This window comes from Micromonospora sonneratiae, from assembly GCF_042679305.1.
GTDB lineage: Bacteria > Actinomycetota > Actinomycetes > Mycobacteriales > Micromonosporaceae > Micromonospora_H > Micromonospora_H sonneratiae.
This window is the reverse complement of the sequence record NZ_JBHTMP010000029.1, coordinates 69,902-91,343: the sequence shown is the minus strand read 5'-3', so window position 1 is coordinate 91,343 and position 21,442 is coordinate 69,902. Positions and strand designations below refer to the sequence as shown.

Genomic DNA, 21,442 nt, shown 5'->3' with positions numbered 1-21,442 from the left:
CGCCGCCGGGCGGCTGCGGCAGGGCAAGACCGCCGTACCCACGGTCAACCTGGCCGGGCCGCTGACCGAGCTGATCGAGATCTTCCTGCCCGGCCGCACCCGCCACCAGAGCAGCGCGGCGCCGGCCAGCCGCCGGGACCCGACCGTCGAGCGGGACGTGCGGGCGATCCTCGACAAGACCTCCCACCAGTTGTGGGAGACCGGCATCCGGTACGCGGTCGCCTCCCGCGCCCACCGGGACGGCACCCTGCCCTACCAGCGGCTGCGCGGTGTCGCCGACGCTGTCGCCTCCTCGTTCGCCGTCTACGCCAGCCGCAACCGGCTCGCCCACCGCACCCGGATGTCTCGCCCCGTCGCCGTCCTGGCCACTCGGCGGCTCGGTCCGGGCTTTCTCACCAGCGCCCCGGAACTTGCGGGGATGGCGGGACTGCCCCGCGACCTCGCCGTGCCCGGCCTGGACCGGGCCCGCGCCAAGTCGATGCCCGTCCCGGTCGCCGTACCCGGCGGTGGGCGGGGACGCAAGGTCCTCGGCGACGCCGAAGTCGGCGGCCACGCCGTCGCCCTGTCCGTGCCGGACGCCCGCTACCACACCCACATGGTCGGCCAGACCGGTTCCGGCAAGACCACTTTGCTCGCCAATTTGATCCTCGACGACATCAAGGCCGGCCGCGGCACCATCGTGCTCGACCCGCACGGCGACCTCGTCCTCGACGTCCTCGACCGGATCCCCGCCACCCTCGCGGACAAGGTGGTGCTGTTCGACCCCGCCCAGCCCAACCCGCCCGCGATGAACCCCCTCGAAGGCGACGACCCGGATCTGGTCGTCGACAACCTCGTCAGCATCTTCGGGTCGATCTTCTCCAAGGCGTGGGGACCCCGGATGGACGACGTGATGAGAGTGTCGTGCCTGACCCTGCTGCGGCACGCCAACGTCACCCTCCAACACATCCCGCCGTTGTTGAACTCGGCCCAGTTCCGGTCGTCGATGACCGTCGACCTCGACGACCCGGACGGGCTGCACGGCTTCTGGCAGTGGTACGACGAACTGTCCCCCGCGCTGCGCTCCCAGGTCATCGGCCCCGTCCTGGCCCGACTACGCGCCTTCCTCCTGCGGGATTTCGTCCGCAAGACCATGCGCTACCCCAAGTCCAGCTTCGACATGGGCAAGATCCTCGACGGCGGGGTCCTGTTGGTGCGGATCCCGAAAGGCGAACTCGGGGAGGACACCAGCCGGCTACTCGGCTCCCTGATCCTGGCCCGGGTGTGGCAGGCCGCCACCGCCCGCGCCAGCATCCCCGCCGACCGGCGCAGGGACTGCTCGATCTATCTCGACGAGGCCCAGAACTTCTTGACCTTGGCCGCGAGTCTGGACACGATGCTGGCCGAGGCCCGCAAGTACCGCCTCGCGATGACCCTCGCGCACCAGGACCTCGCCCAGTTCCCCCGCGAGCTCCTCGCCGCCGTGTCCGCGAACGCCCGCAACAAGATCTTCTTCTCGGTGGCGCCGGAGGACGCGCGGGTCCTGGCCCGGCACACCCTGCCGGAACTCGACGAGCACGACCTAGCCCACCTCGACGCGTACACCGCCGTCGCCCGCCTGGTCGTGGACGGCCGGCAGACCGCCGCGTTCACCATGCGGACCCGGCCGCCGCTACCGGTAGTCGGCGAGGCCACCACGATCCGACAGCAGGCCGCCGAGGCAGTACGTACTCAAGATCCGTCCGCGATCGACGCCCTGGTCAAGCAGCACAGCCAGAAACCGGACGACCGACGCCGCAGAGGCGGCAAAAAGTTGTTCTGACCGATCTATCACCGCGACAGGCGTCGGCTTCCGTAGCGGGATCCGTGTGGGGATCCACTGCCCCTTCCACCTCGATCTCCCATACGAGCTGACAGATGACCGGTAACGGCCTGTCTCTGCCGCACTACGGCCTGCCGTTCGACCACTGTGGTCGAACCCCACTCAGACACCCCTCCGTATGGAGGGCTCTCCTCCCCAAGGGGTAACCCCGTCGTGTCCAGCCGTCTTCCGTCTCGCCCCTCCTCCTCCGACCCGTACCTGCATACCCGTCGTCTCACCTGCCGTGACCGGCTCCTGCTGTCCTGGCTCGCCGAGCACTACCTGCTGTCCACCTGTCAGATCACCAAGGCCCTGTTCCCGTCGGGTCGTAGCGCCCGCCTGCGGCTGACCCTGCTCCACCGCATCCAGGCCGTCGACCGGTTCGTCGACACCGCCGCCGCTGGCTCCACCCAGTACCTGTACGCGCTCGGGCCGCTCGGCCTGCTCCTCAACCGCAACGCCTACCACGACCCCGACAACACGGCGGCGAAGCCACCGCGCAGCAGCCGCGACCGGGCCGACCGCATCATCGGCAGCCGCAAACTGCGCCACCTGCTCGGCGTCAACGACTTCTTCACCGACCTGCTCGCCCACGCCAAAAGCAACCCGCAGGCGCGGCTGGACCGATGGTGGTCCGAGCAGCACGCCACCGACGCCTACGGCGGCGCCGGGGTCCAACCTGACGGCCACGGTGTGTGGACCGTCGGCGACGCCACGGTCGGGTTCTTCCTCGAGCACGACAACGGCACCGAACCCCTCGCAAGGGTGCTGGCCAAGCTGCGCGCCTACGAGCGGGTAACCGCCTTCGGCCCCCGCTACCCAGTCCTGTTCCGGGTGCCGAGCCGAGGCCGGGAACGCAACATCCTCGACGCGCTCGCCGGGACGTCGGCCGCGATGCCGATCGCGACCGCCGTGCACGGCACCGATCCCGCCGGGCGCGTCTGGACACTGACCGGCGACCCCGACCGGCTCCTCCACCTGCACGAGCTCCCCAGCGACCACGGCCCGTACGCGGCCACGAACCCGAACCGGTTCGTCCGCCACGATCCCGAGCCGCCTACCGAACAGGTCGCCCATACGCGTCTCTGACAGACACGCACCACAGCTGTCCAACCACATACCCCGCTGTCAGATCACGGTGATCTGTCAGGAGCCGGCGAGTAGCCGTCCTTGACCGTCGTTCACGTCTGACAGTGCAGTTCAGCGGCCCTTACAGGATCTGCGGCGCTCCCAGCGCTGACAGATCAGGCCGCTACGGTTCTCGGCACCACTTCACCTTTATATATCTCCACCCCGGTAGGTCCCACCTTCGGACCCACTCGCCGCATCCCGGCACCTGACGCCCACCCGCCCCTGCGGCCGGTCGGCCCAGCAGCCCGCGACGAACCCCGAAGGTCGCACCTACCACCTCGCACCACCCGCAACCCACCCACCAGCCGGCACCCACGTACCCAGTGGACCGGCTACCTCCGCGTGCCCACGGCACGCCCAACCCCGAAGGAGAGCCCACATGGCCAAGAAGACGGCCCCCGCGGCCACCCCGACCACCACGGTCACCACGGCCTCCGTGGCCATCCCGGAAGCAGTCGTTCGCACCATGATCGTCTGCGTCTCCGACGAGCTGACCCAGGTGCTCGACAGCACCCGGCAACTCGAACGCCACCTCGGTGTCTCGGGTACGAGCTGCCCCCGGTACTGGGCCTCCCCGGCCATCTACCCGTGGCAGCGCCGCCAGCTCATCGACCTGCGCAAGGCCAAGACCGGACCCCGGTACTGCGCGGGCGGGCCCATCCGCCTGCTCGACCTGGCCGGTATGCGCCACGGTGCCTACGTCGGGGCCTCCGTGCGCCACGCGCACTGGGCCCGCGTCGTCGCGGGAACGAAGGCCGCCACCCCGTGGCCGAACTTCCTGCAGGAGCACCTGTCCGACCCGTCGGCGTATCCGATGGACACCGCGACCGCCGAGTTCAACCGGCAGCCGCGGGTGCAGGCCATGCGCATGTACAACGCCGCCACGTACGGTCCGGGTCATCTCGACTTGGGCGACCTGGAGATGTTCCAGGCCGGTGCCAGCGCGTACGCCAACTACCACGCCCTCTGGGCACTGTGCACCGACGCCTTCCTCACTGAGGCCGGCGACAGGTTGCAACCGGCCAGCGCGTTCTTCGCCGACCGGATCACGTACCTGGAGCGGGCGGCCCGCTACCTGGACTCGCTCGACGCGTCCCAGCGGCTGTTCGCCGTCACCCTGCACCACTCCTGACCACGGACCGGTCGGGCCAGCAGACGACCTCCCCTGAACCCGAAAGGGACCTCGCTGCGGCCCGACCGGTCCCGCCCACGGCAGGACCGAATAGCCACTCCAACCCAACGATGATCGGAGGAACCTCATGGCGGAAATCGTCAACCTGACGCCGCACCCTGTCCAAATCTTTCCGAGTGACACTCCGGATCGAATCGAGCCGGGCAGCGTCACGCCGCTGCGCGTGATCACACCATCCACGCAGCACCAACCGGCGAGGTTGGGGCAACGCGTCGTCGGACCCGACGATCTCGATCTCGGCGTCCCTGTCGAGCGAGTCGCCTTCGGTGCGGCCAACAACGGCGTCCCGCCGTTGCCGCCGCCGGTCGAGGGCACCTACTACCTGGTGTCCCTGGTCGTCGGCCTTGCCGCGTACGACCGCGACGACCTGCTGGTCTGCCACAACACCGTCCGAGACCTGGACGGATCGATCATCGGTGTCCGCGCGTTCGCACGTCCGCACCGCCTCTGACACATCGACAGTACCGCTTGGACCGGTCGGGCCAGCCACACCATCCCTCGCACACAAAGGGACCCGTGTCGCTGCCCGGCCGGCTCCACCCACCAACCTCACGACACCTGAAGGGATGACCGTGCATGCCTGTACGGCTCTGGTTCGACCTGGCCACGGTGCTGCACCTGGCCGAGACCGCGATCAGCACGCGCCAACGGGTCGACATCGACGGCAACGTCGTAACCGACGCTCCGCCCCCGCTGCACCTCATGCGCGACTGCAGCGGCAGCCTCGACGACCGCCTCTATATCGACGGGAACGTCCAGCCGAGCCTGTCCGAGTACAACATCAACGCGGAACCGTTCCGCAGCACGTATCGCGGTCGCCGCTACGGCCACGGCATCACCTGGACCGAGTGGCTCGGCGACCCATTACGCCACCACCACCCGATCCAGGCACGGATCGCGCTACTCGACGACGCCAGGCTGATTGACCTGCTCCGCGCCGGACACGCCGCCGGCTTCGACATGTTCACGCTCGACGCCGAAACCAACACCGGACTGCGGCCGTCGGTCGCCCGACGCCGCGCACGGCGGTCCCGCCGGACGCCCCGGGCTGGGGCATCCCACCAAGCCCGGCCCGCGCAACGGCCGCCCTATACCTCTTCCAGGGGAAGAGATCCCCGGTGATCGTCGACAAGAGCTTCGACGCGGACGAACTAAGTCGCTGCATCCTCACGCGCGTCCACCACATCGACGGCATGTCCTGCGGATGCGGATCCGCCGCGACAGCGTTTTCTACCAGTGCCTGGCCGTCGCCGAGGTCCTGACCCCGCCCCTGACCTGGGCCACCCGCGCCAGCTGTCACCCGAACATACCGGAGTACGCCGACGACGAAGGAACCCTCACCGACGTGGCCGACCGGCTCATCGCCCGCGCCCGCACAATCCTCACCGGGCTGGCGAGCCCCGCCCGCTGACCGCCTCCGGTGCCGGCTGAACCCCGGCCCGCCGGGACTTCTCACCACCGCACTCGCACGACTTGGCCGTTGCCCGGCCGACCCGCGCACATCGCGCACCCCCGGGCACGGCCGTATGGCCGTGCCCGGGTTCCTGCCCTCTCCAGAAGGGAACCCCCATGGAGTCGAACCCTGCTCCGGCCGCCCGCACCGCAGGCGGCGGCATCCGCCGGCTGAACATCGCCGTGATCGGCGGCAGCCTGACCGGCCCCGTGACCGCCCTGCTGTTGCTGCACGCCGGCTTCGACGTCACCGTCTACGAAGCCACGCCAGCGTCCGCCCCGCTGGGCGGCGGGCTCATCGGTCTGGAACACGCCACGCTCGACGTGCTTGACCGCCTCGACATCCCACAGCGCGAGTTCATCGCCTACGACTCGGAAACGATCTTGCAGGTCGCGATTCGCGATCGCCAGCCGGAACAGACCGTCGTGCGCACCTACCCCGGCCGGAACACCACCTGGACCCTGCTGCACCGCGCGTTGGCCGCCCGGGTCCCGGCAGGTGTCCTGCGCAAGGGAATGCGGGTCACTGGCCTCGCCCACCATGCCGGTCGGCCGATCCTGCAGTTCGCCGGCGGGCGCACCGAACCGGCCGACCTGGTCGTGTTCGCCGACGGCCGATCCTCGATCGGCCGCCGAATCCTGGACCCCGGCCGTAAGCTGCACTACGCCGGCTACGTCGCCCACCGCGGCATCGCGACCAGCACCCCGCAGCCCGACCTGCGGGACTTCGTCCGGTTGGAACCCTGCCCCGGCGCGCAGTTCAACATCGCGCCGGTGCCGGGCGGCTGCGACTGGACGTTCTACCTCGGCTGCAGCGAGGCCGAGTCCGAGCAGCGTTTCGGGGCGAAACCCACTCGTCGGGTCTTCGCCCTGCCGCAACACATCAGCCGGCCGCCCGCAGCCACGTTGACGAGCACGCCGACCACCTTCTCCCGCCCGACCACGCGGCGGTCGTGCACGCCACCGCCACCCGCATGGCCGTACCGGTGCTGGACATCGACCCACCCACCCGCATGGTGTGGCCGGTCGGCGACGGGCACGCCGTCCTACTCGGCGACGCCCTCGCCCCGGTACGCCCCCACACCGCCCGGGGCGCCAACAACGGCATCGAACAGGCCGCCGGCCTGGCCGTCGCGCTCACCCAGCACCGCCGCTACAGGGCCGACCTGCCCACCGCCCTGCACGGCTGGCAACGCCGACACCTGCCCACTGCGGTCGCCGCCGTACAGCAGGGCCCGGTCATCGGCGACAAGCTCGGCCTCGGCACCCGATAGACCTCTGTCTCCCATGGCAAGAGCCCCACCGAACCCGCCCGCCCCTTCAGCAATAGCCCCGAAGGCCGCACCGCCCCCGCCGCCCCCGCCGCCGCCGCCGCCGTATCGACCGGAGGCTCTCTTTTGCATCTCTCATCGAAAGGACCGGCCCGATGGCCACCAGAACGATCAGCGTCGTCTACGACGACTTCGACGGATCCACCGAAGACGTTGACACCTACCAGTTCGCCTTCAACGGCGCCCTGTACGAGATCGACCTGTCCCGCCCCAACTTCGACCGGATGGCCGCCGCGTTCCAGCCCTTCATCGCTGCCGCCCGCCGCCTGCCGAAGTCGACGGTGAGAAAGCAGGCCGGGCACGACACCAACACGGAGCGCCACGCTCTCAACGCCGGTATCCGGCAGTGGTGGGCCACGCACTGGCAGGAGCACAACCTGCCCGAGCCCAGAACCCGAGGGGCGATCCCCGCAGCCGTCCGCGACGCCTACAACGGCGCCCACTAGCCCGACGTAGCGCGTACGCGGGCCGCGACACCAGGTCACATAACGACCGCCCTGGATATCGCGGCCCGCATAGGCGGAAGTCCACCCAAACGACTTGATCGCGCCCCGCTTCGAAGCGTGCATAAGTGCACGCCTCGTCCTCACCCCCCGATAGCAGGGGAGAAAGGAACCGTCGCATGACCGACACCAGGAATCCATCCACCCTGGAGCGGGTGCTCACCGCGCTCGCCGAAATCGGCCCGGCCACCGCCGCACACATCGGCCAGTCCATCGGCATCGCCTACCCCACGACCACCCCGAAGCTGCGAGAGCTGGAAAGCACGGGCCACGCCGAGCGAATCCGCACCGAGCAACGCACGACGCTGTGGCAGTTGACCGAAACCGGCAAAGCGGCAGCCGCGTCAGTCGCTGCCGGCAGCGCCAGCATGCAGGCGTCATCCGCTGCCTCGGCGAATGACGACGACCGGACCGAAGGCGAGTCGCAGCAGCCAGCCAACCGTCGCCCGGAGGCGAAACCGGAGCCCGACACCGAAGCACCTGCCGAGGGCCAACCGCCTACCGACCAGCAGACCGGCGACTCGACGGCGGAAACCGGCCAGGCCAGCCCAACGCCGGCGGAAGCGGCAGGCCCAGTCTGGACGGCCGAGCACGCGCCGCAGGCCGAGTTCGACCCGAAACCGACGCCCGAGCTGGCGCCAATTTCCCATCCAAAGGCGTCGAACAGCGGGACCACGCAGGACCAGCCGTCCGGCGATCCGCGCGCCGACGACCGTGTCGGCGAGTTGGAGACCGACTCGACGGCGGTAGCCGAGCACCAGACACCGCCGCTGGCCGAGGAACCTGGAACCAGCACGCAGGAGGGCGACGGCCGTCGGAAGCCGGCCCAGCCCCGACGCCGCAAGGGGGAACTCCGCGACGAGGTGCTGGCGCTGCTGCGACGCAACCCGGGCACCGCCTACAAGGTCGCGGAGATCTGCAAGCTGCTCAACCAGACCCACGACGGCGCCCACGTCAACAAGGCCAGCGCGGGAGCAGTTACGAACGCCCTGTTCAAGCTCGCCATCGCCGGCACCGTCAAGCAAATCGACACCAAGGTCGCCACCTACCAGGCCGAATGACGGCGCCTTCACCCCTGGCAGCCCGGGGGCGGGCGTTTGACGTTGGCGCGCTCACGCCTGCCCCCGGTGCTCCTTCACAGACAAGGAGCGACAACCAGTGTCTCAAACAGCGAACTCCCTCCTCACCGCCGCGGGCGGGCTCCTCGCCGGGCTGGCTGTCGCCGGCCTGTGGGCGCTACGTCTGTGGACCCTGCTGACCCGCGCTCGTACCCGGCTGCGGAAGCTGGACCGCGTTGTCCTGAACGCACACGGCCTGGTCGAGACCCTGCGGGCCGAACGCGACAGGTACCACCGGCAGGCGACCGAGGACGACACCACCGGCCTGCCCAACCGGCGGGCGGCGGTCGAATGGCTGACGCGCACGGTGAAGACCCACGGCGAGGTCGGCGTCATCGTCCTCGACCTCGTCCGGTTCAAGTTAATCAACGACCGGCTCGGGCATCGGGCAGGCAACACCCTGCTGTCCCAGGTAGCCAAGCGCCTCCGCGGTCTGGGGAAGTCCGACGTGTTCGCCGCCCGGCTCTCCGGTGACGAATTCGCCCTGATCGTGCAGGGCGGTCTCGCCAGAACGACTGCGGTCGCCAACCGGGCCTGGTCGGAGATCAGCCAGGTCCCGTTCGCCCTCGACGGCAGGCAGATCGACATCATGGCCAGCGTCGGCTACACGACCACCGACCAAGCCGGCCGTAACCCCGAATCCCTGCTGCACCACGCCGACATCGCCATGTACTGGGCCAAGGCCAACGGCGGCGTGGTGCACGGCTACGCCGAGCACATGGGTCACAGCCCCGTCAGCGGCCGTCCCCGCGACTGGCCGCCACTACACGGCCGCTAACCGTACATCAGCGCTCCACCTGGCGAAGGACCCAAGCTTCGTGCCGGGCTCCCCGAGCCCGGCACACCAGGCCTCACGCAATTTCCCGACCCACACGTCATTTCAAGAACGTAAGGAACCCGTGATGAGCGACAACCCACAGCCCGATCAGCCAACCGAGCCCTTGGAACAGACGATCCGGAACAGCGGGAACGCCTTCTCTCCCGTGCCGCCGCCCCCAGCCTGGCTGACACATGCCGTTGGCCAACTGGCCGCACACATCCCGACCGGGGTAGAGCCGAACGCGGAGGCGGCGGTGCCACTGCGATGGCTGCGGCACCGCTTCCAGGAACAGATCACCAAGCTGGTCATCGAAGGTCATCTCGACATCACGCACGCCAACGAGGTACTCGACGCACTTGAGCTGCCGTTGCTGGCCCGCTACTGGGAGGTCCGGGTCAGCCTACCGGTGTCCATCGAGGTCACCGCCGTCACCGAGGATGACGCCTTCGACGCCGCCGAGGCGGCCATCGAAACTGCGCTGCGCACCGCCGAACTGCCGGCAAGCATCGACTGGGACGCTCGCCAGCGCGACCGAGCCACCCCTGCGGCGTTCGACCCCGACGCCACCTGTTCAACCCCACCGCCCGGCGACACCGACCAGTAACTCGCGCCCACCCTGCCGACGAGTGCTGAGGAATCTGCCATGGCGGTCTCCGCCCGTTCGGTAAACCGGCGTCACTTTCGCCCACCCGCGCCCAGACATCGGGCACTGCCGCGTTGGCAAGCCCTGGAGGTATCCATGAAGGTCCGCTCCCTGGTGTCGCTCATCATCGCCGTCGTCGCCGTGTTCGTGCTCTGCGCGGGTGGGCTGGGTGGCCTGCTCAGCGGCGGTACCGCCGCCGGGGCCTGCCTACCGGTCTACCTCCCGTCAGCGAGTTCTACCGCCGCCAGCCTGCCGAGTATGCCCAGCATCTGGCCGGCGATCGGCAAGTGGGACGGTGAGCAGGTCGCCAACGCGGCAGCGATCGTCACCACCGGCGCCCAGCTCGGGGTACCGGCCCGTGGCTGGGTCATCGCGGTCGCCACCGCGATGCAGGAAAGCACGCTGCGGAACCTGCCCGGCGGCGACCGGGACTCCGTCGGGCTGTTCCAGCAGCGCCCCAGCCAGGGCTGGGGCACCCCGGCGCAGCTCCAGGATCCGGTCTACGCGGCCGGCAAGTTCTACGCCAAGCTGCTCACGATCAGCGGCTGGCAGACCATGCCGTTGACCGAAGCCGCGCAGGCCGTGCAAATCAGCGCCTACCCCGACGCCTACGCCAAGTGGGAGGGCCCGGCAACGGAGCTCGTCGCGGCCATCGCCGAGACCGCTGGTCTACCGGCGGGTGGCCTGGCCGGCTGTGGGGCGGTCGGCCCGTGGACCCAGCCCGTGCTCGCCCCGGTCGGGTCCGGATTCCGCAGCAGCGACCGGCCGGGTCACGACGGCGTCGACCTCAGCGCCCCGCGCGGCACGATGATCCGCGCCGCGTCCGCCGGCACCGTCCGTACCGTCCGCTGCAACGCCGTCTACGCCAGCACCGGCGCGTCGTGGGGATGTGACCGTGACGGCCATCCCGTCCTCACCCGCGGGTGCGGCTGGTACGTCGACATCGACCACCCCGGCGGGCTTCTGACGCGCTACTGCCACATGGACCAACCTCCGATGGTGACGGTCGGCCAGCAGGTCGCCGTCGGACAACCCATCGGCGTCGTCGGCTCCACCGGCCACTCCAGCGGCCCGCACCTGCACTTCGAGGTGCACGTACGCGGCGACGCCAGCGAGGCCGGCGCGATCGACCCGGTGCCCTTCATGGCCGCGCAGGGCGCCCCGCTTCGAACAAGAAGGATGTGAGAAACGATGGAAAACATCGACCACACGCCTGCGCCAGTCATACGGAACACGACTGCCGAAGGGCGGGAACACTCGAACGTGTCGCCCACTACGGCGCACCGGATATCGGGCAGACATGGTCCTGCGCCACGTGTGGAAAGGACTGGTCACGGGTCGGGGAAGTGTTTTGGCCCGCTGACCAGGAAATGCACATCTTGACCCCTCGGGAAGTCGAGTAGATCCACGTGGCCGCACATCAGAAATTGGTCTCGCCACTGGTCCACGGTCCTGCCAGGACACCGCGGAGGAATACCGCACGTGCCGCCGTCTCCCAATACCTGCCGCGAGTGGACCCGCTCAATCCCACCTTTCCCTCATGCCATCACTAGGAAGGAGCAGCGTGACACGTCAAACCCAAGCGCCACTGACGCCACTCCCGACCAGCTTCGCCTTCTGGTCCATCGACGAGTACACGAACCGGATCCGGCGTGGCGAGATGGCCCTCGACACGCCGTACCAGCGTGGCCGTCGCTGGACCGACGACCAGCGCGTCGACCTCATGCGGTCCTGGTTGCAGGGCGTACCCATTCCCGCCGTCGTACTCAACGAGCGCTACGGCGCGGCCTGGCGGGACAACGGTTGCGACGCCCACGTCACCTACGCCGTAGTGGACGGCCGGCAGCGCCTCGAAACCGCCCTTGCCTGGCAGGACGGCGACCTGGCCATCCCCTCCTCATGGCTGCCCGCCGACTGGGTCCGCACCGCACAGGACACCGACGACGGCCCCTATGTCCGCGTCACCGGCCTGCGCTCGCCCCACCGCGTCGCGCGGCTGATGGACCTGCCCTGCGTGCGGGCACGGGTCGACACCGTCGCCGACGAGGCCGCCATCTACCTGCTCATCAACGGCGCCGGGACACCCCACACCGACGCCGACCTCGACCGTGCCGCACGCATCGCCGACACGCGGGCATACCCGCCGTGCAGCGGCCCCACCCGGTAGTGCAGCCACGACACCACCAACAAAGGAGAAATCGCGAGCATGTCCACCGACAACACGGCGAGCCGTTCTGCCGGCACCGCGCCCGGGTCGTCCAACAGCTCCACCGACCTGCGACACCTGCATCCCGACCACATCCGGCTCGGCGACACTGCGGTGTTCGCCCGCAGCTGGGCCTGGGAAACCCGCGAGCAGGACCAGGAGCAGCGCATCCCCGTCGGCTTCGTCGGCACTCTCATCGACCGCTGCAACGGCTGGGCGGTCTTGCGCTGCACCCGCGAGGTCGCCGCCGGCATCGTCGCCGAGCAGGACCGCCTTCGCGACGCGCAACGGCACCGGCTGCGGGAAACCGGGCTGAGCGACGACGCCCTCGTCGCCGTTGACGAGGCGTATCACCGATGTCCTGGGACGGCGACGAGATCGTCGTCGCCGAACAGGCCACCTATGGCGAGGACGGCATCTCCCGCATCGCCCCGGACGAGCACGGCCAGTACATGGTCAACGGCTGGCGCTGGCCCTGGACCGTCGTCGACCCCGCCGACTGCGACCGGATCATCGGCCGGCCGCCGACCGCAGGCGAGCAGCCCGCACTGGTGATGCTGCCGCACAGTGGGCTACGGGTGCCGCACACCCGCCTCGCGGTCACCGCGATCGCGGTGCCGCACGTCGGCCTCGCCGACGCGCTGGCCGCGATACTCCGGCTCGACGACACACTCGTCGGGATCGCGGAAACCGACGGCCGGCAGCCGCTGGTGTACCGGTCGGTGCGGGGCAGCCGATTCGGACGTGAACGGTTGGCCGAGCTCGCCGCCTGCTGCCGGCGGCGCGGCCAACCAGTCACGGTCGACGAGTTCCTGCGGTGTCTGGTCGAGGAGTACGACCTGACGGTGCGCGCGCACCACGCCGCCGGGCGCGGCGACACCCTCGTGCGCCTCACCGACCCAGACGGCCACATCCTCATGATCAAATCCGTGTCCGCGCCCGCCGACGCCCGCGACCGGGCGCACTCGCGAAAGTGCTCGTTCAGTTCGAGGCACCGGCCGACGGCATCGTCTGGGAGATCTGGACTGTTATGGGCTGGTCGTTTCTCGCCAGGGTCCATGGCCGCTGAACAGCCCCATTCCCGATGTCCGTGCCCCCTGCCCAGCGGCGCGGCACGGCCAATCCCCCCAACTCTCGACAGGGAGCAGATCGTGATCGAAACCGAACTTGTCCTCAAGTACTGCGGTCAGCAGATCGACCCGCAGGCACTCACCGACGCCGTCTTCGCGGACACCAGCCAGCCGACCGTGGCCTCGGAGCTGTGGGACGCGATCAACGAACTCCGTAGCACCGAGAGGTCCATCACCGGACTGGTTCCGACCCTCGAGCAGAGCTTGCGGGACGTCAACCAGGTCCTCGCCGCCAAGCACGACGACCGGATTCCTCTCATCGATATGACTGGTGTCCTCCAGGCACGGGGGCCTCGCCTCGACGCGCTACTCGGTCGGCGCGCCGCGCAGATCGACCGCCTGCGGTCCCTCACCCGGCTCTGGGTGGCACAGCACCCCGGTCCGGTAACCAACCCGCCGCACTGAAGTCCCCCGAGAACTACAACTCGACCGGCTGGCAGCTGGGCGGCGGATCCGCACGTCACCGTGCCGTCCCCGCACAAGGTCGCCGCCGCGGCTCTCCCCCTGCACCACCTGCCGTCGTAGCCGCGACGGCTTCATCCGCCCGTTTCATCTGACGCGACCGCCCCGGCCGGGGCACCTGCTGCCACCGGCCGTTGTGCCGGTCCGTGTCAGCGGGATCCACCCCCGGCCGGGGCGTTCGTGTCCGAACAGCGCGCACCGTCGCGCAGGAGAACCCGCATGATCCCGAACCCGAATCCGGCCAGCACCGCCGTGGTACCTGGCCCGCACGAGGCGGTGACCGCCTCGTGGACGACACCATCCTACGGCGAGCAGCCGGCGCCGCCGGCTACCGCCTCGCAACCGACCGGCTGACCGAGGCCACGATCGAGCAGCCCGAACACGTCGCGAACTGGATCGCCGCAGCCGCCCGCCACGTCGCGACAGGCCGGATCCAGCGCCTGCTGAACGACGCCGCGCAGCAACTCCGCGACCGGCTCGTCGGCCGGCCGCCGACGAAGTTCCGCGCCGACGCCGAAGCGCACGCCGCTATGTGCGACCTACTCGCCGAGGACCTGCGTGACCGTAACGGACGCGGCTGGCCCCACCAGGACGGCTATAACGGGTCCCAGCATGATCGGGTGAGTCACGTGCCGTGGCTACTTCAAGTAGGCTGCGCTGCCGTTCAACCAACGTGCACTCATGTCGAGAAGAGCACACTCCTGCGTATCGACAATTCTGCGATTACGCGGAGTTAGGATGACGCGAAACCGTCGAGTGAAAAATGGTCACGGCTCGGTGCTGCGGCTGAATTCTGCTGGGCTGCTGGTGTCAATCGATGAGCAGTACCTCGGCGAGATCACGCAGCATCTCCTGGTCGTTGCCGATACTTCCGAATCGGCCGCCCCGCGTGGGGCGGCCGAGCTCGGCGCGGATATGTGGCAATGCCGGTGCAGCGGCCGAGCCCATCCGTTTCAGGCAGGCCGCGACATGGTTGCCCGTCGCTGGGTTCTGCCGCCATGCCTGAAGCAGGGTGCTCAGCACGACTGGGGTTTCCGGCTCGCCATCGATGTTCCAGATCGCTGCGGCGGCGTGCACGCGATTCCACTCGTAGCTGTCCGTCAATAGTTCGCGCAGGCGGGGAAGCGCAGCCGCGGCTGGCGGACCGATCTGGCCGAGTACCTCGGCGGCCTCCCGAAGCGCGAAGGTGTCGAGCAGCGCAAGAGAGAGCGGCAGGACCTCGTCGCGGTCGCCGCTGACCGCCCAGAGCGTGCTGACAGCCTCGGACCTGGTCCACGTATCGTCGACAGCGACCAACGACCTGATCTCGGCGAGCGCGGGTGCCGCCGCCGGACCGAACGCCCGTAGCGCCGTCAGAGCGGCTTTCACCACGTCCCAGTTCTGCCGCTCGGCGGCGGCGGCGAGTTTCTCGGTGATTGTCGGCAGTGCACTGGGGTCGCCGAGCTTGGCTAGCGCGGACAGGATGCCACGTGGGTTGGACGGCCACTCCTTGGACAGGTCGGCGCTGGTCAGCCGGTCACACAGGCGGGGCACCAACTGATCTGCGGCCTGCGGCAGCGCTCCCGCCGCCGGAACGGCGAGCCAGGCGTCGACGTCGCTGTCCAGCGCCATCAGCAGGCTGGGGAGTGCCCGTACGTCCCCGAGCCGAGCCAAAGCCACCGCCGTCTTCTGGTGCAGCCGGCGCAAATGCCGTCGCGGAGTGGTCCACCCGTCCGGCCCATGGCCGGTGAGTAGGCCGGCCATGGTTTCCCGGGCTGGCTCTGCGATTGCGTAGTGCTTCTCCAGCAGCATTGCCGCTTCAGCGGCGACTTCCAGGTTGGATCCGCCGAGTTGGGCGGCGACCAGCCGGATCAGGGCGCTGTGGTCACCACGCCAGGCTCCGACGAGATCGTCTGCCATCCGGATCGCGTCCAGCCGGACGCCGGGATCAGGACTGCTCAATTGCTCGACCAGCAGGTCGGTGCGCTGCGGAACCCGTGCATTCAGCAGTGCGTGCAGCGTTCGCAACAGATCCGTGGTCAGTGCGTGCCGCCGGTTGATGCGGTCCAGATCCTCGAACGCGGCGGCGACGAACGGCGGCACATCCTCGGCTGGCGGCGCGACGGGCGGTGGCTCTGGCCACGGCTGCTCCGGCGGTGCGGCGTCGGCGATCTCGCGCAACAGCCCGATTACGGCTGGTACGAGATCGTCGCTGATCGCATCCGGAGCGCATCGGGCCTGGTGGATCAACGCAGCGAGCCGGAACTCTGGTTCATTGGCCGGGTCCGCAGCCAGGCCGGCGAGCCACGCTCTCGCGGCCGGAATGATCACCGGGAGTCGTTGGGCCAACGTGACCGTCGTCTGCGTCACCAGAACGCGTTCGAGCAAGCAGAATTCCATCGCCGACCGGTCTTGAAGCAGGCCGAAGGCCCGGCTGACGTCGTCGAGGAGCAGGCCAAGGCCGGGAATGGCAGCCTGGCGCACCCGGCAGGCAGCATCCCCTGCAAGGTCAACGAACGCCTGCCCGTGTGCCCGCAGGAACGCCGCAGCGCCTACATAGTCCGCGTTGACGTAGTCGATCTCGCATCGTCCGACCGCCTCTTCGCCGATGCTGACCAGCAGCGCGACGATCCTGTCACGGTCTGGTGTGCCCGGATCAACGGCAAGCTCAAGCAGGAATGGCAGGCTCGCCGTCGTGCTGGCGTAGACGTCACCCTGGTGGTGAACCTTGCCGTAGAAGTCGCTCAGTGCCAGGCCCCGTTCCTTGGCATCCGGAGAGCGCAGTGCTTCCAGAAGCGCCGGCACCTCTTCGGCTGAACCGTAGGCATGATGCATCGAGGCCCAGTCGACATCGCGAATTCCGCTGAACATGTGCGGCACTATGCCCAGACCCACCGACACTTTCGGCGAGTCGGCCATCGCTGCTCAGTGACGACCTCTCATGCCGCCGACAGTGCTCACGTGTACGAGAGCAACCGCAGGTGCGACCACCGATAGTGACGACGTCCGCCCACCGTTCGACGGAGGTGGGGCCAGTTATGGCCCTCCTGGTGGGGCCACCCATCTCCGTCATAGCCACCCACGAGACCTCGGCCGGCACAGCATCCCCCTCGCGCGACTCGACCGGCCGCCACTGATCGGCGATCCGGCGACCACCGCACTACCGGCCGCACTGGCCGGACGCCACGAGGCCGGCGGCGGTGACGACCCGGCGGCTCGGGCGCAGCACGTCGCCTGCGGCAACCCGCTGCCGCCGGGGCGCCGCCGGCCCCGCCGCCCAGGGCAGTAACTCACCCACTGCGCCGATCGACGGTGGACCGCACCCCAGTCCTCTCTCACCGACGGCCACCCGGCCCGTGCCACGCGCGAGACGCCCGGGTGGCCTTTCGCATGTAAGGAGCCAAACGACATGACGCGTCGACTCTGGTGGCGGGTGGAGGAGATCCTCCCGCTGGCCGAACACGCCGCCGCCACACCCCAGCACCGCAAGACACGCCAGCAGTACCGTGCCGGCTGGCCAGACGTACCCGCACTGATCTGGTCCCGTGAACCCGACGGCGCCTGGCTGTCCTCCAACGGCGTCCCCATCTGGTACGACCGCGACGGCACCGAGCACCGGGCACGGGCCGAAACCTGGACGCACACCGCCACGGGTGCCACCGGCAATCCGACCCCCAGCGATGGCGAGCACGGGTTCCTGCCGCTGCGGGCTACCTACCTCGACGGGCACCGCACCCTGCTCGACCTGCTGCGCTTCGCCCGCGACCACACCGTGCACTGGTTTGGCCTGTGTCCCGACCCCGCCAGCGACGAAACCAACGACCACTACCTGCTGTCGGTCAGCCGGGGCGACGTCATCGCGCCCATGTCGACCTGGAAAACGGCGAACGTCACCTCCGAAACCGTCGGCGGCGGCACCTACCGTGCCATGGTCGCCAACGGTCACACCACGCTCGACGGCGGTGTGCTGTGCCGCTTTCCGCGCGGCGCGGTGCGCCGCATGGCCGACAACCTCAAGCGCCTACAGGCCGGGGACATGCCCGGCGAACATCCCATGCTGCGGTTCGACGACGACGTGGTGGTGGTCGAGTGGGAGCAGGACCGCCGTGCCGGAACTTGGATCATCCGCGAGATGGACCGGGTATCGCCGGACGCGAATGGCTGCTACGCCATCGGCGCCTACCAGTGGCGCTGGACCAACGCGACCCTGGCCGAGGAGCAGCCGTGACCGCCCGCCGCAACCGGCGACGGTCAGGCACTCCCAACCCCGCCGACGACCGGGACTTCCGCCGCGCCCTGCAACGACAGGTTGACGCCTTGGTCGCCACGGTCACGCTCAAAGACCCTCCCAGCGGCCTCGGCCTGACGGCCGAGCGTGAACGGCGGGAACAGGTGGCCGCCGCCTGGCTCTACATGTCCTGCGTCGCCGTCTGGGCCGAGGACCACCAACTCGTCGAGCCGCTGCTGCGCACCGCCCCGCCCGGGATGGTGCGCAACGCGGCGAGCGCGCCGCTGTGGCTCGGCCGCGCCTTCGAAGCCCTCACCCGGCACCCGTCCACCCAGTGGCTTCTGCACCCGGAGTACAACCCGATGCTGTGGGCCGGCGCTCCCAGCGCCACCGCCTGCGACAACCTGATCACGTGGTGGGCCACGCAGGCGCCGTCGTTGGCCTGGCCCGACCAGGACGGCTATCCGCCGTCGATCAGCGGCTGGGTCATCGGCGATCTACTGCAGATCCTGTCCCCGCAGCGGCGGGCCCGACACGCCCTGGTGCAGACACCTCACTACGTCGCCGACTTCATCCTCGACCGCACCCTCCCCCCAGCCGCCGACACCTTCCGAGACGAGCCAGTACTGCGGCTGATCGACCCGACCGCCGGCACCGGCCACTACCTGATCCGCGCGGTCGACTACCTCTGGCAGTGGTACACCACCGGCCGCATGGACTCCCGATCGGTCGATCAGCCACCGATCGCCGACGGACCCGCTCTCCCGCCCGGCGAGGCGATCCGGCGGATCCTCGCCAGTGTCGACGGCGTCGACATCGACCCGCTGACCGCTGCGGTCGCCCGACTGCGGATGACCGTCTACCTCGGACACCTGCTCACGGGTGCCGGGCTGCTTCCGCGTCCGCTGCGCCTGGCCGCCGTCCCCGCCTGGGTCACCCCACGGATCGCGGTGGGCGACTCGCTGCTCATCGGCAAGATCAGCCGCGCCGAGTACGGCCGGCTGCACCCACACCTGGTGGACCTGCCCGGTGCCGCCTTTCCGTTGTCCGACTTCGCGTGGCCAGCAGACCAGGCGGCGACCACGGCACCCGCACGGCCCGGCCGTAGCAGCTGAACGGCTTCACGCCGGACAAGCCCGGCAACGTGATCAACATCGGTCGCCGTCGCGTCCGAGCCGCACCTATCCCGCAAGCAGCGGGCTACCCCGGACACCGGGTTGACGAACGGCTCGCTCGTCCCCCGGGGACGAGCGAGCCCCACGCCTGATCGCCGCGACCCGCATCACCGCAGGCATCCGAACCGGTGTCACGACGGCAGCGCGCCGAAACATCCCCGACCAGCCCAGGAGTGATCCCCATGCAGTCCACCGACCCGCGTGTGGCCGGCTACGCCGACCACATCATGACCGAAATCAACGGAGACATCAGCGAGGGGATGGTGCCACCCGGTGTCGGCAGCTTCGCCGACCTGCACCGCTACCTCGACGCGAACGACTACCTCGAAGACGCCGGCGTACCCCAACACGGCGCCCAGGCGGACCTCGACCTCGCCGTCGCCGTACAGGACGAGGTCAGCCGGCGGCTGAGGATGCCCGGCCGAGCCTTCTGCACCTACGGCCGCTGCACCTTCAGCACTCACGACCACACCAGCACGGCGAGTGAGAACGGCCAGCACCTGGACAGGGAGGTGCCGCTGCGCTGCGCCCACTGTGGCCATCCCGCGCACTACGACACCCGTCTGGCCGACTACCGGCACGACGACCCCGCTGTGCCCGACTGTTTCCTCATCCGCCGAGACGCCGACAGGCACCGCGAGACCTGGGCCGGGCCGGGAGTCGCGTGGGGACGCGCGAAGCCCGCCGACAACCCCTGGACGACTTGATCTCTGCGCAGAGTCGAGCGTCGATCGGTGCGGTCACCATCGCGCGGACCGGACGGCGAGGAGGTCGGCTCCCAGGCCCCGACCGAGACGGCCAAGCGGTGGTGCCCCCACCCCGATCCGGTCGTCGAAAGGATCCATCCCGATGCCGCTCACCACCTCCGACCGCGTGCCCGAGACCGTCACCGACCCGATGCTCTGGCGCATGGCCGTCCGGGTCGCCGCCGATCACCAACCCGACCCGCACCATCCGGGCCGGTGCGCCAACCTGCGCTGCGTCCACGAGTCGTACCCCTGCCCGCCGCTGCGCGACGCGCAGCGGGCACAGCAGGTCGCGACCCGCCCGCACCGGTTCACGCCCGGACGCGCACGCGTCACCGCCGTCGCGCAGAGGTTCGTCGGCTGGTTCCGCCCCACCCGACCCGTACCGGCACCCCCCGCGCCGGTACCACTGCCTCGCCGGCAGCCCATGGCCGCCCTCCGTCTCGCGGCCTGAACGGCCAGCCGATCCCGAAGTGATCAACCACCGGCGGAGGCCCTCCCCCGGTTCGACAAACCCTTTGGAGGCACCTTGAGCTTCTACGCAGAGACAACCCTGGCCGGCTACGCCCGCGCCGCCGTACACCTCAAGTCACGCATGGTCGACTACAGCCGCACGCGCTTCGCCCGGCAGTACCTGGAGGCGTACCTCGACGCCGCGTTCGAGGAAACCGTCGCAACGACAACACCAAAAGTGCTCGCGGCGATAGACAAGCTCGCCCACCAGCCGTGGCAACTCGGCGATCCCTACGTGCTGGCCCCCGAGATGAGCGCGATCGTGGCCGCCGCCGCCGATGCACTCGACCTGACCGGTGACGTCATCCCTGACGACATCGCCCCCAGCGACAGCGGGGTGCTCTTCCTGCCCGAACCGATCTATCACCGTGGACCGCACGGCCAGGTCACGTCGATCGGCGCGGTGACCAGGGCCAGGATGCACAACATCGACACCGGGAACTCCGACTGGTGGATCATCGGCTGGGCGGACCGCAACGACCCGCTCGACCCCTCCGCCGCCCGCCTACGCTCCCAATACACGCAGTACACACGACTCGCGGCGGACTTCGGCCCGTACGTGCTGACCTCATCAGCCCGGCTTCCCGTGGGCAGACCCGTCGAACCCCGTCCAGACCTTGGTGTCTTCGACGACGAGGACATCGAGTGGGAACCGGCCCCGGACGGACGGTTCTGCATCGACGAATCAACCGTCCGGGTCGACACGGTCGCCGCCATCGCCTACGCGTTCTGGGTCATCCAGGCCCAACCCCTCGCGACAGTCGCCGCCCCGCCCCTCGACCGCGCCGCCCGCCGCCGCGCAAATCGAGACAAGGTCGTCCACCAGACCCGCGTCGTCATGCTGCGCCGCCGCAAAACCGTCACCGACCACAACGACGGTGAAGCGAAATGGCACTACCGGGTCCGGTTCTTCGTGAAATTATCCGTAAGGGAATCTTGAGGCTCCGCGACGACGGGTGACAGCGATCCTTGA

21 protein-coding genes and 1 pseudogene are annotated in these 21,442 nt (G+C 69.4%); 20 read left to right on the top strand and 2 right to left on the bottom strand.

Going from position 1 to position 21,442, the window contains the following annotated elements; translation table 11 throughout:
• The 15 genes and pseudogenes from ACFQ4H_RS19535 to ACFQ4H_RS19465 form a co-directional block, all read left to right on the top strand.
• Nucleotides 1–1,801, top strand: a 1,801-nt coding sequence (locus ACFQ4H_RS19535; RefSeq protein WP_377572433.1) for a type IV secretory system conjugative DNA transfer family protein, incomplete at its 5' end; no start/stop codon positions are given.
• 213 nt (nt 1,802–2,014) lie between these two features.
• Nucleotides 2,015–2,929 carry a replication-relaxation family protein gene (locus tag ACFQ4H_RS19530; protein WP_377572432.1) on the top strand — a complete coding sequence of 305 codons (915 nt, stop codon included), beginning with the start codon at nt 2,015–2,017 and terminating at the stop codon, nt 2,927–2,929.
• 421 nt (nt 2,930–3,350) lie between these two features.
• Nucleotides 3,351–4,103 (top strand): hypothetical protein, encoded by a 753-nt coding sequence (locus tag ACFQ4H_RS19525; protein WP_377572431.1) that lies wholly within the window; start codon nt 3,351–3,353, stop codon nt 4,101–4,103.
• 127 nt (nt 4,104–4,230) lie between these two features.
• Entirely contained in the window at nt 4,231–4,614 is a 384-nt protein-coding gene (locus ACFQ4H_RS19520) for a hypothetical protein (protein WP_377572430.1), read from the top strand.
• 125 nt (nt 4,615–4,739) lie between these two features.
• Nucleotides 4,740–5,285 carry a hypothetical protein gene (locus tag ACFQ4H_RS19515; RefSeq protein ID WP_377572429.1) on the top strand — a complete coding sequence of 182 codons (546 nt, stop codon included), beginning with the start codon at nt 4,740–4,742 and terminating at the stop codon, nt 5,283–5,285.
• A gap of 82 nt (nt 5,286–5,367) precedes the next feature.
• The gene (locus ACFQ4H_RS19510) at nt 5,368–5,574 is read left to right on the top strand and encodes a hypothetical protein (RefSeq protein ID WP_377572428.1); all 207 of its coding nucleotides are present in this window, start codon (nt 5,368–5,370) and stop codon (nt 5,572–5,574) included.
• A gap of 158 nt (nt 5,575–5,732) precedes the next feature.
• A pseudogene (locus ACFQ4H_RS19505) lies at nt 5,733–6,889 on the top strand (FAD-dependent monooxygenase).
• Nucleotides 6,890–7,041: 152 nt separating this feature from the next.
• Nucleotides 7,042–7,392 (top strand): histone-like nucleoid-structuring protein Lsr2, encoded by a 351-nt coding sequence (locus tag ACFQ4H_RS19500; RefSeq protein WP_377572427.1) that lies wholly within the window; start codon nt 7,042–7,044, stop codon nt 7,390–7,392.
• A gap of 176 nt (nt 7,393–7,568) precedes the next feature.
• On the top strand, nt 7,569–8,510 hold the full coding sequence (locus tag ACFQ4H_RS19495; protein ID WP_377572426.1) for a hypothetical protein: 942 nt from the start codon (nt 7,569–7,571) through the stop codon (nt 8,508–8,510).
• Between the two features lie 97 nt (nt 8,511–8,607).
• A complete protein-coding gene (locus ACFQ4H_RS19490) occupies nt 8,608–9,345 on the top strand; it encodes a diguanylate cyclase domain-containing protein (RefSeq protein WP_377572425.1) in 738 nt (245 codons plus the stop codon).
• A 124-nt stretch (nt 9,346–9,469) separates the two neighbouring features.
• Complete coding sequence (locus ACFQ4H_RS19485; protein ID WP_377572424.1) at nt 9,470–9,991, top strand: hypothetical protein; 522 nt, start codon at nt 9,470–9,472, stop codon at nt 9,989–9,991.
• A 135-nt stretch (nt 9,992–10,126) separates the two neighbouring features.
• Nucleotides 10,127–11,215 (top strand): M23 family metallopeptidase, encoded by a 1,089-nt coding sequence (locus ACFQ4H_RS19480; RefSeq protein WP_377572423.1) that lies wholly within the window; start codon nt 10,127–10,129, stop codon nt 11,213–11,215.
• Nucleotides 11,216–11,594: 379 nt separating this feature from the next.
• Entirely contained in the window at nt 11,595–12,197 is a 603-nt protein-coding gene (locus tag ACFQ4H_RS19475; RefSeq protein ID WP_377572422.1) for a DUF262 domain-containing protein, read from the top strand.
• 395 nt (nt 12,198–12,592) lie between these two features.
• Complete coding sequence (locus ACFQ4H_RS19470) at nt 12,593–13,771, top strand: hypothetical protein (protein WP_377572421.1); 1,179 nt, start codon at nt 12,593–12,595, stop codon at nt 13,769–13,771.
• Nucleotides 13,772–14,115: 344 nt separating this feature from the next.
• A complete protein-coding gene (locus tag ACFQ4H_RS19465; protein ID WP_377572420.1) occupies nt 14,116–14,565 on the top strand; it encodes a hypothetical protein in 450 nt (149 codons plus the stop codon).
• Nucleotides 14,566–14,638: 73 nt separating this feature from the next.
• Here ACFQ4H_RS19465 and ACFQ4H_RS19460 read toward each other — a convergent pair whose 3' ends face one another.
• On the bottom strand, nt 14,639–16,678 hold the full coding sequence (locus tag ACFQ4H_RS19460; RefSeq protein ID WP_377572419.1) for a hypothetical protein: 2,040 nt from the start codon (nt 16,676–16,678) through the stop codon (nt 14,639–14,641).
• Nucleotides 16,679–16,967: 289 nt separating this feature from the next.
• A complete protein-coding gene (locus ACFQ4H_RS19455) occupies nt 16,968–17,105 on the bottom strand; it encodes a hypothetical protein (RefSeq protein ID WP_377572418.1) in 138 nt (45 codons plus the stop codon).
• A gap of 111 nt (nt 17,106–17,216) precedes the next feature.
• Between ACFQ4H_RS19455 and ACFQ4H_RS19450 the strand changes: the two genes are divergently transcribed.
• From ACFQ4H_RS19450 to ACFQ4H_RS19430, 5 genes are all read left to right on the top strand, one after another.
• On the top strand, nt 17,217–18,035 hold the full coding sequence (locus ACFQ4H_RS19450; RefSeq protein WP_377572417.1) for a hypothetical protein: 819 nt from the start codon (nt 17,217–17,219) through the stop codon (nt 18,033–18,035).
• Nucleotides 18,032–19,150: a DNA methyltransferase family protein gene (locus tag ACFQ4H_RS19445; protein ID WP_377572416.1), complete on the top strand. Its 1,119-nt coding sequence runs from the start codon at nt 18,032–18,034 to the stop codon at nt 19,148–19,150. Before ACFQ4H_RS19450 ends, ACFQ4H_RS19445 begins: the two co-directional genes overlap by 4 nt.
• Before the next feature lie 242 nt (nt 19,151–19,392).
• A complete protein-coding gene (locus ACFQ4H_RS19440) occupies nt 19,393–19,917 on the top strand; it encodes a hypothetical protein (RefSeq protein WP_377572415.1) in 525 nt (174 codons plus the stop codon).
• A gap of 142 nt (nt 19,918–20,059) precedes the next feature.
• Complete coding sequence (locus ACFQ4H_RS19435) at nt 20,060–20,410, top strand: hypothetical protein (RefSeq protein WP_377572414.1); 351 nt, start codon at nt 20,060–20,062, stop codon at nt 20,408–20,410.
• A gap of 75 nt (nt 20,411–20,485) precedes the next feature.
• A complete protein-coding gene (locus ACFQ4H_RS19430; protein WP_377572413.1) occupies nt 20,486–21,409 on the top strand; it encodes a hypothetical protein in 924 nt (307 codons plus the stop codon).
• The last annotated feature ends 33 nt before the right edge of the window (nt 21,410–21,442 follow it).